1 pseudogene is annotated in these 497 nt (G+C 38.8%); it reads right to left on the minus strand.

Annotated elements, in window-relative coordinates:
• Positions 1 to 203 precede the first annotated feature (203 nt).
• Positions 204 to 497: pseudogene (locus tag IQR33_RS31875) on the minus strand (transcriptional regulator); the annotation flags it as partial.

A 497-nucleotide genomic window follows, 5' to 3' on the forward strand; every position in this document is an offset into this window, starting at 1 on the left:
CGAATTTAAATCACTTCGAGAAGTTTGTTTATTTCCTAAGTACAAAAAATAAGTTAGGAACTGCCATTAATTATTGATCCAACCTATATAAAAAACAAAGTAATAAAAATAATTATGTGAATAAGGTAACTCTATGTAGGGGTATTTTTATTGGTTTATTTTCTATGAAAAAGGTCAGCATTTCGCTGACCTTTTTTATCTGATTATTTTCTATTTACGGCTTTCACAAACACTTGTTGTGCACCTTCGATACCCAGCTCTTTTGCTTCATCAAGCAAAGTGAGCGCTTTCGGAATATCATTCGCTGCGACTGCTGCTTCAATGGAGCTGTAGTAGTAGCTAGTAAGGTCCGTACCTTGGGGAATGTTATCGTTTTTCGCAACAATCTTAGTATTCACGATATCATTCGCGGATACCGAAAAGCGGAACTGACCAAGTGGGCTATGTTTCGCTAGAGGGTCTGCAATATCTGGCGGCTGAGTGTGGCGCGCCATGGC

The sequence above is a fragment of the Vibrio sp. OPT46 genome (genome assembly GCF_015163535.1).
GTDB lineage: Bacteria > Pseudomonadota > Gammaproteobacteria > Enterobacterales > Vibrionaceae > Vibrio > Vibrio alginolyticus.